The following is a 15,931-nucleotide window of genomic DNA, read 5'->3' on the forward strand; positions in this document are numbered from 1 at the left end:
CCAACGTACCCGGCCCGCCCGGGCCCCGAGCCGGGCGGGAGGGGGACTCGGACCGTCCGTCGATCACGGCGCCGGCCCCGGTGGGCCGACGCGGGAGACTGGGCCCATGGCCGAGTGGCGTTGGATCAAGGTGTTCGCCGAGCAGTACGAGCGCTGCGGTGTGCACCCCGGGGAGCTGGTGGCCGTGCTGTCGGAGTCGGCCAGCCGGCCCGAGCTGGTGGAGACGGCCCTGCTCGCCGCCGAGAGCCTGCAGGCCCAGGCCTTCCAGGTGGTGGTCCCCACCCCGCCCAACCACGGCCCGGTCGCGATCCGCTCCACCGGCGCCAGCCAGGCGGTCCAGCAGAACCGGGCGGTGATCGCGGGGCTGGCCGCCGCCGGCTTCGTGGCCGACTGCACCGTCGAGGGCCTCCTCCACGCGCCCGAGCTGCCCTCGATCCTGGCGGGCGGCGCGAGGGTGCTGACGATCTCCAACGAGCACCCGGAGTGCTTCGAGCGCTTCCTCCCGCAGCCCGGCCTGGCCGAGCGGGTGGGCCGAGCCCTCGACCGGCTGGAGGCCGCGAGCACCCTGCGCGTCACCTCACCGTCGGGCACCGACCTGCGCGTCGACCTCACCGGCGCACCCCGGGCCGGGTCGACCGGGGAGACGAGCGGACCGGGCACGGCGGCCCGCTGGCCGGGTGGACTGGTGCTGGCCTTCCCCCGCTCCCACCCCCACCCCCACCCCCACCCCCACCCCCACCCCCACCCCCACTCCGGCTCCGGCTCCGGCTCCGGCTCCGGCTCCGGCACCGTGCAGGGCAGCCTGGTGCTCGCGCCCGGCGACCTCAGCCTCACCTTCAAGCGCTACGTGGAGCGGCCGGTCGCGCTCACCGTCGTCGACGGCCACATCGTCGAGATCGCGGGCGACGGGGTCGACGCCGACCTGTTCCGGTCGTACCTCGCCGCCTTCGCCGACCGGGGCGCCGGCGCCACGTCGCACGTGGGGTGGGGCATGAACCCGGGCGCCCGGTGGGACTACCTCGAGCTGTACGACAAGAGCCAGATCAACGGCGCCGAGGCCAGGGCCTGCGCCGGCACCTTCCTGTACTCGACCGGCGCCGACGAGACGGCCGGGCCGCACGCGGCCGGGCAGTTCGACCTTCCCATGCGACACTGCACGGTCACCCTCGACGACAGCCAGGTGGTCGTGCTCGACGGCCGCCTCCAGGGCGACCTGGCGCCCCGGTTCGACCGCTGCTGACGCGCCCTCGCGTCCTGGAGGGCACCCACCAGGCGGTCACCTCAGCGGTGCCGGCGGCGCCGGCCCGCGACGGCGGCGCCACCCCGCACCGCGGTCCCCGACACGAGGAGGAGCACGGCCAGGCCGACCAGCCCGGCGATGGCGGCGCCGGTGACGGCCAGGAGCCCGCCGGACCCGCTCGACGAGCCGGTGCCGGTGCCGGTGCCGGTGCCGGTGCCGGTGCTGGTGCCACCGGCCCCCACGCCGGTGCCGATGGTGGTCGTCGTCGTGCCGCCGGTCGGGGGCGGGATCGGGGGCGGGACGACGGTGCTCGGCGGCGCCGTGGTGCTGGTGGTGCTGGTCGTCGACGTCGTGGTCGTCGTGGTCCCACCGCCGCCGGACACGGCCCCCGTGGCGCCGTCGGTGTCGTTGCCCGGGTCGGGGTCGAGGTTCGGCCCGTCGACGGTGGCCACGTTGGTCACCGTCGAGCCCGCAGGCAGGTCCACGCGCACCGCCAGGAGCACCGTCGACGTCTCGCCCACCGCCAGGCCCGCGGACCGGCTGCAGGTGACCGCCTGGCCCGAGGCCGCGCACGACCATCCGTCGCCCGTGCCGCCGACGTACGCCAGGCCGGCAGGCAGGGTGTCGGTGACGACCACGGGACCGGGTGACGGCGACGGGCCCCGGTTGGCGATCACGATCCGCCACACGGCCTGCTGCCCGCTCACCAACGACCCGTCGAGGTCCTTGGTGAGGACCAGGTCGCTCAGGGGAACCACGGTCACCAGGTCGTCGTCGGTGTCGTTGTCGGGCACGGGGTCGGGCAGCGTGCCACCCACGGTGGCCCGGTTCACCAGCGTCCCCTGGGCGCCGGGGGACACCGCAACCGTGAGCGAGATCGTGGTCGAGGCTCCGACGGCGAGATCCTCGTCGAGGGTGCAGGTGACCACGCCTGCGCCCTCGACGCAGGCCCATCCGGGCCCCGACGCCGACACGTACGCCAGCCCGTCGGGCAGCGTGTCCGTGACCGTCGTGGGGGCGAGGGCCGGCGACGGCCCGTTGTTGGTGACGTCCAGGACGAACGTGCCCTCCCGGCCCACCAGGAACGCCCCGGTGTGCACCTTCCGGATCGCCAGGTCGGCCGCAGCCGTCACCTCGGCCCTGTCGGTGTCGGTGTTGTTGTCGGGATCGGGGTCGACCGTCACCGACCCGACGGTGGCGGCGTTGTCGATCTGCGCGGTCGGCGGGTCGGGCACCGCCGCGGGCAGCACGTCCACGACGAGGAGGATCGTCGTCGCGGCCCCCGCGGCCAGCGGGTTCCCCCGCGTGCACGTCACGTCCTGTGCCGCGGCCGAGCACGACCAGCCGCCGCCCGAGCCGGACACGAAGGTGAGCCCGGTGGGCAGGGCGTCGGTCACGGTGATCGGCGTGCCGGCCGCCGACGGACCCAGGTTCTCGACGGTGAGCGTGTAGGTCTCCTGCGCGCCCACCACGAAGTCGCCGTCCGACGTCTTGGTGATGGCGAGGTCGGCCACCGGGATCACCGGCACCACGTCGACGTCGGTGTCCGGATCGGGGTCGGTCGTGCCGGTCACCGTCGCCGGGTTGCTCACCTCGTTGGGGGCGGGGTCGGGCAGGGGCGCGGCCGCCGGCCCCACGTCCACGGTGACCACGATCTCGGGCAGCGCCTCACCGGCCGCCACCAGGCCGGGGTGCGTGCAGCGCACCGTGCCGCCGGCATCGGTGATGTCGCAGGTCCAGCCGGTGCCGGCCGCGGTCACGGCCGTGAGGCCCTCGGGGAGGTCGTCGCTGACCGTGACCGGGCCGGCCTCGGCCGAGGGGCCGTTGTTGGTGACCCTGATGCGGTACGTCCCCTGCTCGCCCACGGTGAGCCGATCGCCGTCGTGGACCTTGTCCACCACCAGCTCCGCTACCGGGATCACCGGCACCACGTCGGTGTCGGTGTCGGGGTCGGGGTCGGTGGTGCCCACGACGGTGGCGGTGTTCTCGACCGTGTTCCCCCCGGCCGGGTCGGGGGCAGCCTCGGGCAGCACGTCGACCACCACGGCGATCAGCGGCAGGGTGACGCCGGGGGGCAACGGGCCGGGGTGCGTGCAGCCGATCGAGCCGGCGGCCTCGGAGCAGGTCCAGCCCGTTCCGCCGGCCGACACGAAGCCGACCCCGGCGGGGAGCGGGTCGGTGACCGTGATCGGGCCCTGCTCGGTGGACACGCCCACGTTGGTGACCGAGATGTTCCACGAGCCCTGCTGGCCCACGACGAAGTCGGCCGGGCTGGTCTTGTCGACCACCAGCCGGGCGTCCGGGTCGGGCCGGCCGCTCGCAGTCGAGGTGTCGTTGTCGGGGTTCGGGTCGTCCGGACCGCTCACCGTGGCCACGTTCACCACCGGCCCGGTCACGCTGGAGTCCACGACGAAGGTGGCGGTGATGGGCTCGAGGCCGCCCGGCGCCAGCTCGACGACGCTGCGCTGGCAGCTCACGTCGCCGCTGGCGGTCACCACCACGTTGCCGTCGGTGTCCGTGGAGGCGCCGGGCGTCGAGGCGCTGCAGTCCCAGCCGGTGCCGCCGGCCGAGACCAGGGCCGTGCCCGCCGGGAGCGGGTCGGTGACCGTCACCAGCCCGCTGGCCGGCGACGGGCCCAGGTTCGTCACGGTGATCGTCCAGGCGGCCTGCTCGCCGGGCACGATCGTGCCGGACAGCTGCTTGTCGATCGTGAAGTCGGACACCCGGCGGACCGGGGTCTCCTCCGTGTCGGTGTTGTTGCCGGGATCGGGGTCGAACGTGGTGCCGTCGACCGAGGCGGTGTTGGTCACCGAGGGGATGGCGGCGGCGGACACGTCGACCGTCACCGTGATGGTGGGCGCGGCCGTGTTCGCCGCGAGGGGGCCGGGCCGCGTGCAGCCGAAAGACGAGCCGCCGCCCTGGATGGAGCACGACCAGCCGGCGCCGCTCACGGCCGTCGCGCTGAGACCGGCCGGCACTGTGTCGGTCACGGTGACCGGTCCGGCCTCGGGGTCCGGCCCCAGGTTGGTGACGTCGACGAAGTACGTGCCGGGCTCGCCCACCACGAAGGCGGCGTCGCCGTCGCCCTTCACGATGGACAGGTCGGCGGCGAGGAGCCGGGCCTCGGCCGTGGCGGTGTCGGGCGGCAGCGGATCGCCGCCACCATCGGTGCCCGTCACCGTCGCCGAGTTGACCTGGGCGTTCAGGTAGCCCGGGTCGGTGGTGGCGGCCGCCTCCTGGGGGGTGGCCGTGAAGGTGACGGTGATCGAGCCGCCCGCCTGCAGGTCGCACACGTCGGCCCAGGTGATCCGGGCGCCGGCCACCGACGGCACGGCGGTGCAGCCGGCCGGCGAGGTCGAGACGATCGACGTGGTGGCGTCGTACGTCCAGCTGTTCGGCAGCGTGTCGACCACGTCGACGCCGAACGCCGTCGCGCCACCCGTGTTGTCGACGGTGACGACCCAGGTGAAGGGCGCCCCCACCTCGGCGCGGTCGGTCGTGCCGACCGCCTTGTCGATCTGGAGCACCGGGGTGTCGACGTCGACGGTCACGCGGTCGCTCCCGCCCGTGTACTCCTGGTAGCGATCCGGGTCGGTCGGGTCGGGCACACCGAAGTACTGGTCGATGGAGGCGGTGTTGGCGAGCGTGCGGGGGTTCGGCGGGAAGGTCGACGCCGGGTCGACCTGAACCTGGTAGCTGAGCTCCTTCGTCGCACCCACGGCGATCGGGCCGTCGAGCACCCAGGTGATCTCACGGGGCGGCCCGGCGTCGAAGGTGCCGCCGTCGCTGATGCTCGCGGGGGCGCCGGTCCCGGTGGCGGGCAGCGCATCGGTGACCGTCACGTCGTAGGCCGGGCTCGTGCCGTTGTTGGCGACCCGCACGAGATAGGTGAGCGTGGTCCCGGCCGGCACCGAGACCGGACCCTGCACAGGGTTCGGGTCGGGGGGAACGATCACGAGCTTGTCGACGGCGAGGTCGGGCTCGACCACCGTGAGGGTGGCCTGATCCTGGTCGGTGACGGTGCCGGCGCCGACCTCCCACGAGAGGGTGGCGGTGTTGACCAGGGTGTCGCCCGCCGCCTGGTCGGTGTCGGGGTAGGCAGAGTACGTGAGGGTGAGGGTTGCCGGGCCGACGACCTCGGCGCCCAGGTCCCAGGTGATCGTGCTGCCGGCCACGGTGCAGGCCGGCGAGCAGTCGCCGGCGTAGACGAGCCCGGCGGGCAGCACGTCGCGCACCTCGGCGTTCACGATCTTCACCCCGTCGGGCACGGTGACCGTGAGGGTGGAGTCGGAGGCCACGCCGACGGTGGTCTCGGCCGGGTCGACGACCTTGTCGATGGTCGCCCGGCTGAGGGCCACCGTGTCGGTGGTGGAGGCCGCGTACTCGCGGGCCTCGGGGTTGTCGCCCAGCGACACGCCGGCCACGGTGGCCGTGTTCTGCAGGGTGCTGGCGGCCACCTGGTCGCTGTCGACGACGGCGTCGTACCCGAGGAACAGCGTGGCTGCGCCGGGAGCGAAGCCGGCCGGCTCCAGGCCGTTCGGGCTGTCGCCGCTCAGGTCCCAGGTGACGAGGGTGCCGGTACCACCGCCGCAGGCCGGGTCGTCGACCGACACGGCGACCGTGCCGCCCGGGCCGGGTGGGTCGACCGGCGTCTGCACGGTCAGACCGTTCGGCACGCAGTCGGTCACCACCACGTCGTGCAGCGTCGACACGTTCGCCCCGGTGGTCGGGTTCGTGACCGCCAGCACGTAGCCGATGGTGTCGCCGCCGTCGAAGGGCCCGGCCGGGGTGTGGCTCTTGGTGATCCGCGGGTTGGGCTCGACGACCCTGATGCTCTTCTGCCTCGACAGGTTGCCGACCGGGTTGCCGCCTTCGTCCTCCCACTGGTAGCGCACCGTGTTCGCCTTGTTCTGGCCGCGGGCGTTGGCGGGCACGTCCTGGACCAGGGCCGACGCGGTCACGGTGAAGACGTAGTCGCTCGACGTGGCGTTCTCGAACGGGGTGGGGAACGTGATCCGCCACCCGTTGCCGTCGGCTGCCGGCGCGAAGCCCGAGCAATCCGCGATGGGACACGTGGTGATGGCCGCATCGCCCTGGTACGCGAACCCGTTCGGGAAGGGCGTGTCGAAGACCGTCGCCTCGTACACCGAGCTGTTGGCCGGCACCGCGAACGTCACCGTGTACGTCACCGTCTCGCCGATGGTCGCCTGGCCGTTGAGGTTGTTGCCGGCCTCGTCCACCGAGGTGGTGCCGGCCTTGGCGAGGGTGGCCGAGACCAGCCGCACGAGGGAGGTGTCGGTGGCGGGAGGGACCCCGCCGGTGCCGGGCACGTACGGGCCGTCGTTGGTGCCGACCGGGCCGTCGTAGTCGGTCACCTCGGCGGTGTTGGTGAACTGCTGGTTCGCGGCCGCGGTCGTCGGGACCGTCACGTCGTAGCGCAGGGAGAGCTGGGTGCCGGCCTGCAGGGCCTGGGGTGGCGGGGAGCCCTCGGCGACGCTCCACGTGATCACGTCGCCGGCGCAGGAGACCGACGCCACCGTCACGTCGCCCGTCACCGTCGGCGGCGGGACCGGTGCGGGGCCGACGGGCGGCGCCAGCACGCTCGGCGTGACGTCGTACGGGGTGGCGGGCAGGGTGACGTCGGCGCAGGTGATCCCCGTCGGCAGGTCGTCGCGGACTGCGACGTTCCGGGCGTCGGCGCCACCGCCGGCATCGGTCGGGGCCAGGTTGCCGACGTCCACCCGGTACGTCACCACGTCGCCCGGCCGGACCACCACGTCGTCGACGTCGGGGAGATTGGGGCCGTTCACGACGCTCGCGCCACGCCGCACCTCGAACACGCCCTTCAGCAGATCGAGCTCGGGCACGGCGACGGCGTAGGTGACGTCGTCACGCAGGGACACGCTCTGGCCCGGCGTGTTGAGGCCGGTGCCCTTCAACAGGTTCTGGGTGAGGTCGGCATTGGTGTTCGCCGTGGGGTCGTCGCTGACCACCACCGAGATGGCGACGTCGAACACGTCGCCGAACTGCGTGTAGAGCGAGCCGTCCGGAGGGGCCAGCGGGTCGCCGACCGCCCACTGCAGCTGCCCCTCGGGGAAGCTGTCGAAGCCGTCGATGCTGACGGTGCTGCTGGGCAGCTCGACCCAGTCGTCGAAGGTGGTGTTGGCCGGGAGGAAGTCGGTCACCAGCGCGTCCCGGACGCGGACCGTGCTGGGGTACGCGAGGGTGAGGCGGAAGCACACGTTGTCGCCGGGGACGAACCGGACAGGGTCGCCGGTCCCCGACGGGGCGTCGCAGGTCAGGCCGAGCGGGAAGCCGGCCGGGTCGACGTACAGCTGCTTGTCGATGCTGCTCCAGCTGGACGACAGGCCGGCCGACGAGACGTCGTCGATCGGGTAGGGCGCCGGGTCGTCGGGGTTCGGCCGGTCGTTGGCGACGGGCAGCCCGTCCTGGCCGCGGACCACCGACGCGTCCCCGTCGATCCGCACGTCGTTCTCGAGGCCGTCGAAAGCCAGCACCGGCGTGGTCGGTGCGTCGTAGTCGGCCCGGGTGCGGGTCGAGAACGCCACCTGGGTGGTGCCGTCGGCGGCGATCGCGCCCACGTCGAACTGCACGGTCCAGCTGCCGTCCGGGTTCGCGGTGGGCGTCGGCGCCAGGTACGGGATGGAGGGCTCGGCACCGGCCTCGGGCCCGCACTCGCCGCTCGGCGTGCCGCCCACCGGGCACAGGCCGTTGGGCACCGTGTCGGTGACCACGAGGCCGGCGAGGTCCCGGTACTCGCTGACGGCAACGTCGAGCGTCCACCGGCGAAGCGATCCCACCACCACCGTGGCGTCGTCGACGCCCTTGACGATCCGCAGGTCTTCCGCGGTGCGGGTGAGCGTGGTCGTGTCGCGCACCGGGTTCTGCCCACCGGGCGCGAACCGCCCCGTGTAGGTGCCGGTCACCCCGGCCAGGTTGGTGAGCGCCTGCTCGTCCGTGGCCTCCGGGCCGCTGTTGTTGTCGAGGTTGGCGGTCTGCGGCCCGTTGGTGGGCGGGGCCGCGCCGCCGCTCCACGTGAGCGTGTTGGCGCGGATGGGGATGGCGGCCGCGTACCGCAGGACCCTCACCTGGCCCGGCGCCAGGTTGCCGAGACCGGTCCACTGCACGTGCGTGTACACGGCCTGCGGGAGCGGGCCGGCGCCGTCGGGATCGACGAGCACGGTCTCGACCAGGGTTGGGGCCACGCAGTCGGGGGGCGTGGGGGCGGCGAGTCGGGGGGCACCCGAGTACTCCACGTCGTTGCCGGGGAAGGTCGGCGCGTCGGTCGTGTTGTCGACCGCGCCGCAGCCGAGGAACTCCAGGTTGGCGGGCAGGTAGTCGTCGACGACGATGCCGTTCGTCGCCGCGATCTGGTTGTTGGTGACGGTGAGCGTGTACACGGTGGTCTGGTCGTGCACGCCTCGGAGCAGCTCGCCCTCGGGGCTGGGCTCGCTCTTGTCGATGCGGATCGGCACCACGGTGGTGGCGGCCGTGTCGGTGTCGGAGGTGGTGAAGCTGCTCGGGCCGGGGATCGGCTCACCGTTCGCGTCGAAGTCGGGCACGAACCGCGGGTTGCTGTTGGCGTAGGCCCCGGCCGAGTTCGGGTACACGGAGCCCACCGGCAGCGGGTTGGCGGCGTCGACCGGCCCGACCACGTGGCGAACCTGGTAGCCGACGGTGAGGTTCGATCCGGGCTGGAGGTCGCCGATGTTCTCCCAGAGCAGGGTGGTCGAGCCAGGGGTCGGCACGTCGATCACCACGACCGGTGCCGGGCTGGCCGAGCCGGCCACGTACGACAGGCCGGGCAGCAGCACGTCGCGGAACGACACGTTGTACAGGGGTGCCTGGCCCTGGGCGTTGCTGGCCTCGAGGCTGACGGGCGCGTCGGTGCCGTACAGCACCGTGGGGCCGGCGGCCTTGTCGAACGTGATCTCGGGTGGGTCGGCCTGTGCCGGCCGCACCTGCGTCCAGACCGGCACGGCCGACGCGACGAGGGCGAGCAGGCCGGCGACGGCCAGGAGGCGCCGCCGGCGGGGCGACGCGTGGCGCTGAGGCATGGGTGGCTCCGGGGAACGACGCCCGAGGGCGGGCGCACGACGCGACATGGACGTCCTGTCGGCAGGGCCCCCAGCCGATGTGAGCGACCCGTTGGCGACAGAGGCCCTCCGTCCACGGGCCCGGCGGCCCGCCGATCCGCCGCCCCTGACCTGCCGGGCCCACGCCCCACGGGTCCCCGACGCGCCCAGCCCGCCCCAACGTCGCCGAACGCGACCGAGAACCGCTCGCGCGCCCCACCCATCCCCGACGCACCCAGCCCGCCCCAACGTCGCCGAACGCGACCGAGAACCCCGGGGAACGTCAGCCCACGACCCACTCCAGCACCCGGAAGGCGCCCAGGCCGCCGGGGTCGGTGAGGGCCTCCCCCTCGCGCACCCGGCTGCGGGCGCGCAGGGCGGCGAGGTCGCCGAACCGGGCCCGCTCGGCCCACACCTGCCGACCCTCCTCCACCAGCTCGCCCAGGCCGTGGGCGGCCAGGAAGCCGGCCTGGTCGCGGTCGGCGTCGGGCGCGCGCACCCGCGACAGCTGGTCGACGGCCACCTCGCAGGTGATGTCCTGGCTGCCGGGCGCGTCGAGGGGAGCGCCACCCCGCTCGTGGGCCCGGTACGTGCGCAGCCAGTCGCTCCACGGCCGGCGGGCGAGCGAGCCCGTGCGATCGGCGTAGTCGAACACCACCACGCGCCCCGCCACCAGGGCACCCAGCGCCTCGCGCAGCCAGGCCACGGCGTGGCGCTCGACCGGGATGCGGGCCCCCGGACGGGCGTCGGGCGCCGCTCGCGCCGCGGCCTCCGCCAGGGCGCCGTCGGCCGGCACCAGGATCTCGGCGAACCCGCCCACCCCCGCCCCTGCCCCTGCCCCTGCCCCTGCCCCTTCCTCGACCCCCACCCGAACCTCCAGCCATCCGCCGGGGGCCCGCTCGAGGAGGGCGACGGGCAGGTTGTCGAGCAGCTCGTTGGCCAGGATCACGCCGGTGACCGGCTCCCTCGGGAGCCGGTCGAGGCTCACCACCACCGGTCCCTCCACGCCCCGGGCCGGCACCGGTTCGTCGCCCTCCGCCGGCGGGGGCACGGCGAAGGCCACCACGGCCGGCTCGAGCACCAGGTGCTCGCCGTGGCGGGCCCGTTGGGCGGCGGACCGCTCGACCAGCAGGTACCGCAAGGCCGGTGCGCAGGCCGGGGCCGCGGCCAGCACCGCCCGCGCCAGCGTGCCCGGCCCGGCTCCGGCGTCCACCACCACGAACGGGTCTGGCCGGCCCAGCTCGTCCCACCACCGGTCGAGGGCGCGAGCCACCACAGCCCCGAACAGCGGGCCCACCTCGGGGCTCGTGACGAAGTCGCCGCGCCGGCCGGCCGAGCCGCCCGACGCGTAGAAGCCGCCCTCCGGGTCGTAGAGGGCGGCCTCCTGGAACTGGTCGAACGGGATGGGGCCGTGCCGGGCGATGCGCTCGGCGAGCCGCGCCTCCAGCGCGCTCGTCACCCGCCGAGGGCGAAGCTCGCGATGTCGCCGAAGCGGGCCAGCAGCTGCGGGAACACGCCCACCACCAGGGTGACGCCGCCGGTGAGCAGCAGCGCGAACCCGAGCGACGCCGGCACCCGCACCGGCGTGCGGTCGTCGTCGGGGACCGGGCTCATCCACATCTGCCGGGCCACGTTGGCGTAGTAGAAGAGCGCCACCACGGAGTTCAGGCCGGCCAGCACGGCCAGGGTGATGGCCCAGCCCCCACCGGCGTCGACGAGGGCGCGGAACATCGTGAACTTGGCGACCCAGCCCGCCAGCGGGGGCACCCCGGCCAGCGAGAAGAGGAACACCGTCATCAACGTGGCCAGGCCGGGCGCATACGAGAACAGCCCGCCGTACGACGAGATCTCGCCCGACCGGGTCTTGCGCGCGACGGCGATCACCACCGCGAAGGCCCCGAGGCCGGTGGCGCCGTAGATGAGCAGGTACGTGACGACCGCGGTGAGGCCGCTGCGGGCCGACTCGGGGCTGGCACCCAGCGAGAACATGGCGGCCAGGATGAACCCGCCCTGGGAGATCGACGAGTAGGCGAGCATCCGCACGATGTTCGTCTGGCGGAGGGCCACCAGGTTGGCGAAGGTCATCGTGAGGGCGGCCAGGATCCACAGCAGCGGCTCCCACACGTCGCTGCGCCCGTAGAATCCGATGAGGATCAGCTCGAGCAGGGCGACGAAGCCCGCCGCCTTGGACGCGACCGACAGGAAGGCCGCGACCGGGGTGGGCGCACCCTGGTAGGTGTCGGGCGCCCAGGTGTGGAACGGCACGGCCGACACCTTGAAGCCGAAGCCGATGATCACGAACACGATGCCGAGGGTGACGATGGGCTCGCTGTTCGCCGAGCCGCCGACGACCTCGCCGATCTCGGTCAGCAGGGTGCTGCCGGTCACACCGAACACCAGCGACATGCCGTAGAGCATCACCGCTGATGCGAACACGCCGAGCAGGTAGTACTTCACCCCGGCCTCGTTGGACAGCGACGACCGCTTCTTCCACGCCGCCAGCATGTAGGCGGGGATGGAGAGCACCTCGAGGGCCACGAAGATCGTGATCAGGTCGCGGGCCGAGGTCATGAGCACCATGCCCAGCAGGGAGGCGAGCAGCAGCACGAAGTACTCGCCCTCGTAGTAGTCGCCCTCGGCCAGCTCGTTGCTGGAGAGCAGCACCACCACGTAGCCGGCCAGCACGAACAACCCCGACAGCACCAGCGAGAAGTCGTCGACCACGAGGGCCCCGCCGAACATGACGCGGTCGGAGCCGTCGATGGCGAGGGTGACGATGGGGACGAGCGTGGCCAGCAGGCCGATGCCGGCCAGCGACGACGTCGCCCACTTGGTGCGCTCGCCGAAGAACAGGTCGGCCACGAGCACCACCACGATGGCGGCCCCCAGCACCATCAGGGGCGCGAGGGCGTGGTAGTCGAGGGTCGGCTCGCTGAACCCGGCGGCGGCGGCGAGCAGCACGGCTCTACGCCCCCAGGGCCCGGAGGGCCACGCCGACGGCGTCGTCGGTGACCTTGAACAGCAGGTTCGGGTAGATGCCGAGCACCACGATCAGCAGGAGCAGCGGCGTCCACGCGATCCACTCCGGCACCTTCACGTCGGCGATGGCCTCGTGGCTGAACTCCTCCCTCGGGCGCCCGAACGCGGTGCGCTGGAACATCCAGAGGAGGTAGCCGGCGGCCAGCACGGTGCCGATGGCGGCCATCACCATGAAGGTCCGGAAGGTCTCCACCGGCAGCCCGGCCGCCGGCTGGTAGGCCGACAGGATGGCGGGGAACTCGCCCCAGAAGCCGGCCAGGCCGGGCAGGCCGAGCGAGGCCATGGCCGAGAAGCCGAGGATCCAGCCGAGCCGCGGCGCCTGGAGGAGCATGCCGCCCAGGTGGCCGATGTCGTAGGTGTGGTAGCGCTCCTTCACCGAGCCGGCCAGGAAGAAGAGCATGCCGGTGATGAGCCCGTGGGCCACCATGCCGAACACCGCGGCGTTGAAGCCGAAGGAGGTGAGGCTGGCGATGCCGAGCATCACGAAGCCCATGTGGGCCACCGACGAGAACGCGATGAGCCGCTTCAGGCTGGTCTGGGCCAGGCAGCAGAGCGCGCCGTACAGGATGCCGATCACCGCCAGGAAGCCGATCCACGGCGCGTAGTCCTTGGCCGCCTCCGGCAGGATCGGGATGGCGATCCGGATGAAGCCGTACGTGCCCAGCTTCAGCAGCACGGCGGCCAGGATCACCGAGCCCACGGTGGGGGCCTCGGTGTGGGCGTCGGGCAGCCAGGTGTGCAGGGGGAACATCGGCACCTTCACCGCGAAGCCGACGAACATGCCGAGGAAGATCCACAGCTGGCTGGTGCGGGCGATGCCCTGGGCGGCCTCCGTCAGGGCCCTGATGTCGAAGGTCTGGGGGTCGGACAGGAAGTAGAGGGCCAGGAACGACAGCAGCAGCAGCGCCGACCCGAACAGGGTGAACAGGAAGAACTTGATGGCCGCGTACTGGCGGTTCTCGCCGCCCCACACGCCGATGAGGAAGTACATGGGCAGCAGGACGACCTCGAAGAACACGAAGAAGAGGATCAGGTCCTGGGCCACGAACGTGCCGTTCATGCCCACGGTGAGGATCATGAGCAGGATGAAGAACGCCTTGGGGTTGCCGGGCTCGGGCAGGTGGTCGAACGAGTAGACGATGCAGAGCGGCACGATCAGCATCGACAGCAGCAGCAGGGGCAGGGAGATGCCGTCGATGCCGACGATGTAGCGGGCGTTGATCACGTCGATCCACGGCTTGTCGACGACGAACTGCAGCTGACCGGCCCGGTCGAAGTCGAAGTCGGCGATCAGGTACACGCCGACGGCCGCGGTGAGCAGGCTCGTCACCAGGGCGATCCACTTGAAGGACTGCTCGTTGCGGTTCGGCACGAGGAGCATGACGGCAGCCCCCACGAGGGGGACGAACACCGCCGCGCTGAGCGCCCAGCTGTCGAGGTTCATGGGACTCGGGCTCCTAGATGACGAGGACGAAGATGAGGGCGAACACGGCGGCCGCTCCGAAGAGCAGCACGCCGTACTGCTGGACCCGCCCGGTCTGCAGGCCGCGGAGCCCCTGCCCGGAGCTCTCGGCCACGGCGCCGGCACCGTTCACGATGCCGTCGATCACGGGTTGGTCGACCTTGCGGTAGGCGAAGCGGCCGGCGCGCACCGTCTCGCGGCCGGCGCCGTTGACCACCGCGTCGATCACGTTCTGGTTGACCCAGTTGGCGGCCCGGGCGATGGGGCCGCTGATGCCGGCCACGACGACCTTCTCGTAGAGGTCGTCGAGGTAGTACTTGTTCACGAGGAACGTGTAGCCGGCCCGCGCTGCCGGCAGCCGCCGGGTGAGGTCCCTGAGCGCCGGGATCTTGCCGGTCATGTAGGCCCACGACAGGGCGAAGCCCAGCAGCGCGACGGTCACGGAGATCACCGCCTTGGTCACCGAGAAGTCGTGGTGCTCGACGCCCGGGAACCAGATCAGCGGCTCCACGTACTCCTTGAACTTCTCCACCCGGAACGGCACGGCGTTGGAGAGGCCGGCCGTGGCCGACAGGACCGCCAGGACGATGAGCGGCACGGTGATGGCGGGCGGCGACTCGTGCGGATGGCCGTGGCCCCGGTACTCGCCGAAGAACGTGAGGTACACGCAGCGGGTCATGTAGGCCGCGGTGAGGAACGCGCCGAGCAGGCCGACGTAGAGGAAGAGCGTGTAGTCGTTCTGGCTGGCACCGAGCAGGATCTCGTCCTTCGACCAGAAGCCGGCGAACGGGAAGATGCCGGCCAGCGCCACCGACCCGACGATGAAGGTCCAGAACGTGATCGGCATGAACTTGCGCAGGCCGCCCATGTCCTTGTGCATGTCGAACGAGTGGTGGGTGGCCGAGAGGCTGATCGAGCCGGCCGCGAGGAACAGCAGGGCCTTGAAGAAGGCGTGCGTGAACAGGTGGAACACCGCGGCGGTCCAGGCACCGGCGCCGAGAGCCATGACCATGTAGCCCAGCTGGCTCACCGTGGAGTAGGCGAGCACCTTCTTGATGTCGGTCTGCACGAAGGCGAGCAGGGCGGCGATGACGATGGTGATGCCGCCGATCACCACCAGGGGGTTGAACCCGCCCAGGCTGATGTCGAAGCCCTCCCAGAACACCGGGTAGAGGCGGGCCACCAGGAACACGCCGGCCACCACCATGGTGGCTGCGTGGATGAGGGCCGACACCGGCGACGGGCCGGCCATGGCGTCGGGCAGCCAGGTGTGCAGCGGGAACTGGCCGCTCTTGCCGATCACCCCGATGAACAGCAGGATCGAGCCCCAGAGCATCGCGGTCTGGCTGATGCCGCCCGCCAGCGCCTCCTCGTTGATCACGTTGATGGCGAAGGTGCCGGCCCCGAAGAACACCACGATCACGCCGAGGAGCAGGCCGATGTCGCCGGTGCGGGTGGTGAAGAACGCCTTCATGCCCGCCCGGGCGTTCGGGTACTCCTCCCACCAGTGGCCGATGAGCATGAACGAGCACAGACCGACCAGCTCCCAGCCCACCATCAGCTGCAGGGTGTTCTCGGCCACGACCATGAACAGCATCGAGGCGGTGAACAGGCTGAGCGCCGCGTAGTAGAAGGTGTAGCGGCGGTCGTCGTGCATGTACGCGGTGGAGTACACGTGCACCAGCAGCGACACGATGGTGACGACCAGGAACATCATCGCCACCAGGCCGTCGACGTTGGTGCCGATGCCGAAGGTGATGCCGCCGCTCTGCCACCACGTCCACGTGCGGGTGACGGGCTCGACGATGACGGCGGCGTGGCCCTCCTCGGCGCCCAGCATCGGGCCGAACATGCTCCGTCCGATCGTCCCGACGAAGCCGAGGGCGCTGTGCTCGCCCTCGCCCGCACCCATGGCGTCCTCGACCCGCTGAGCCCATTGGACCGCGAGCGCCACCGAGAGCACGAACGACCCGGCCACCGCCGGGATGCCGAGCTCGGACCCCTTCTTCGGCAGGCGCTTGCCGACGAACAGGATCAGCCAGAACGAGAGGAACGGCAGGGCGGGGATGATCCAGGCGTTGCGGAGCATGCTTC

The 15,931-nt window shown here is 72.3% G+C and carries 6 protein-coding genes; 1 reads left to right on the top strand and 5 read right to left on the bottom strand.

The genetic code is table 11. From position 1 onward, the window contains the following. The first annotated feature begins 106 nt into the window (after positions 1-106). Positions 107-1,240, top strand: a complete 1,134-nt coding sequence (locus IPM45_08795; protein ID MBK9179649.1) for a peptidase M29 — start codon at positions 107-109, stop codon at positions 1,238-1,240. A 41-nt stretch (positions 1,241-1,281) separates the two neighbouring features. On the opposite strand, the gene IPM45_08800 is transcribed toward IPM45_08795, so the two are convergent. From IPM45_08800 to nuoL, 5 genes are all read right to left on the bottom strand, one after another. Next, entirely contained in the window at positions 1,282-9,318 is an 8,037-nt protein-coding gene (locus tag IPM45_08800) for a DUF11 domain-containing protein (protein MBK9179650.1), read from the bottom strand. Between the two features lie 301 nt (positions 9,319-9,619). After that, the gene (locus IPM45_08805; protein MBK9179651.1) at positions 9,620-10,795 is read right to left on the bottom strand and encodes an SAM-dependent methyltransferase; all 1,176 of its coding nucleotides are present in this window, start codon (positions 10,793-10,795) and stop codon (positions 9,620-9,622) included. Beyond that, positions 10,792-12,231: an NADH-quinone oxidoreductase subunit N gene (locus IPM45_08810; protein ID MBK9179652.1), complete on the bottom strand. Its 1,440-nt coding sequence runs from the start codon at positions 12,229-12,231 to the stop codon at positions 10,792-10,794. Before IPM45_08810 ends, IPM45_08805 begins: the two co-directional genes overlap by 4 nt. A 70-nt stretch (positions 12,232-12,301) precedes the next feature. Continuing rightward, positions 12,302-13,819, bottom strand: coding sequence for an NADH-quinone oxidoreductase subunit M (locus tag IPM45_08815; protein ID MBK9179653.1), 1,518 nt, complete (start codon positions 13,817-13,819; stop codon positions 12,302-12,304). A gap of 13 nt (positions 13,820-13,832) precedes the next feature. Then, positions 13,833-15,926 (bottom strand): NADH-quinone oxidoreductase subunit L, encoded by a 2,094-nt coding sequence (gene nuoL, locus IPM45_08820; protein ID MBK9179654.1) that lies wholly within the window; start codon positions 15,924-15,926, stop codon positions 13,833-13,835. Positions 15,927-15,931 lie beyond the last annotated feature (5 nt).

The organism is Acidimicrobiales bacterium, assembly GCA_016716005.1.
Classification (GTDB): Bacteria; Actinomycetota; Acidimicrobiia; order Acidimicrobiales; family JADJXE01; genus JADJXE01.

Bases quoted from the DNA above. Each gene is read 5' to 3' on its own strand.
- nuoL (MBK9179654.1), bottom strand. From the start codon at position 15,926: ATGCTCCGCAACGCCTGGATCATCCCCGCCCTGCCGTTCCTCTCGTTC.
- IPM45_08800 (MBK9179650.1), bottom strand. From the start codon at position 9,318: ATGCCTCAGCGCCACGCGTCGCCCCGCCGGCGGCGCCTCCTGGCCGTC.
- IPM45_08795 (MBK9179649.1), top strand. From the start codon at position 107: ATGGCCGAGTGGCGTTGGATCAAGGTGTTCGCCGAGCAGTACGAGCGC.
- IPM45_08810 (MBK9179652.1), bottom strand. From the start codon at position 12,231: ATGGTGCTGGGGGCCGCCATCGTGGTGGTGCTCGTGGCCGACCTGTTC.
- IPM45_08815 (MBK9179653.1), bottom strand. From the start codon at position 13,819: ATGAACCTCGACAGCTGGGCGCTCAGCGCGGCGGTGTTCGTCCCCCTC.